A 1038-nucleotide genomic window follows, 5' to 3' on the forward strand; every position below is an offset into this window, starting at 1 on the left:
CCCGCCGATAGGGCGGTGTTCTGCCACGCCGAACCAGGGGTTGAATGACTGGTTGTCGCAGGCGAGATTCAGCGCGGGCGTGTCGAAGTCCTGCGCCGGGACCCGCACCCTGGCCACGGTTTCAAAAGGCGCGTCGCTTTCCTTCCATTCGATGCTGGTGTCTTCGATGGGCATGAATGTCTGCGGGTTCTGTCGCTGGATCTGCAACACGAAGCATGCCGGCACGCGGTCGGTGGACAGTTGTTGATTGAGCGCGCTGCGCAGGAAGTTCGGCAGGTCCTGGTTCTGTTTGGGCAATGTGTATTCAGGACAGCTTTGCGGGTCGGGGGCGACGCGGAACTTGGCGTTGGCCGCACCGAACTTGTAGGGCGAAACCGAAAAGTAGGTGGTCTGCGTCGGGCTGGCCGGGGCAGGGGCGAGGGTGGCCAGGGCGATGAACAGGTGGCGTATCTGCCAGGTGCGCGGGTCGGCCTTGGGGAAGAACGCCAGCACTTTTTTGCCATCCGCCTGGGCACCGATGTTCTGCGCATATTCGGCCACATCGCTGACAAAGAAGTTCGGGTGGCTGAACATCACGAAGTCCTGCTCGGTGCGCGCTTGCTGATCGGCCATCAGCTGTTTGCCGGGTACGTCCAGCAGCTTGATGGCCATGCCGCGGGCATCGCGGATGCTGTCGAATTGCGGGTAGGCATTGCCGTTGGACAGCCGCATCATCGCCTGCCAGGTTTTACCCGGCGTTGCGAACACGCCCTGGCGCAGCGCCGGATCGAGGTCGGCGAGCACGCTGACTTCGGCCTTCACACAACCATGGGCCTTGGCGTGGGCATCGCGCAGGTAGCGCGTGCCCTCGCGGTGCTGGTCGACGATGCGCACGGCGGTCTGGATGATGCCCTGGGTCATGGCGGCTTCGCCGGGCGGAATCTGCTCATCCGGCGACACCGGGCCGCTGTGTTGCCAGGCGTACCAGGCGCTGGCGCCGAGCCAACCGAGCAGGCCCAGACCCACCAGCCACAGCAGGGTTTTGCCGAGAAACCCGCC

Annotated in this window: 1 protein-coding gene (cut by both window edges); it reads right to left on the bottom strand. The window is 64.4% G+C overall.

Every position in this 1038-nt window falls within one protein-coding gene, locus BFP93_RS14880, for a catalase family protein, read on the bottom strand. The gene is 1140 nt long; 69 of those nucleotides lie to the left of the window and 33 to its right, leaving coding positions 34-1071 in view, spanning codon 12 (complete) through codon 357 (complete); the first complete codon in reading order (the gene reads right to left) occupies positions 1036 to 1038. Both codon boundaries (start and stop) fall beyond the window edges.

Source organism: Pseudomonas sp. 44 R 15 (assembly GCF_900004965.1).
In the GTDB taxonomy this organism is placed as follows: domain Bacteria; phylum Pseudomonadota; class Gammaproteobacteria; order Pseudomonadales; family Pseudomonadaceae; genus Aquipseudomonas; species Aquipseudomonas orientalis_A.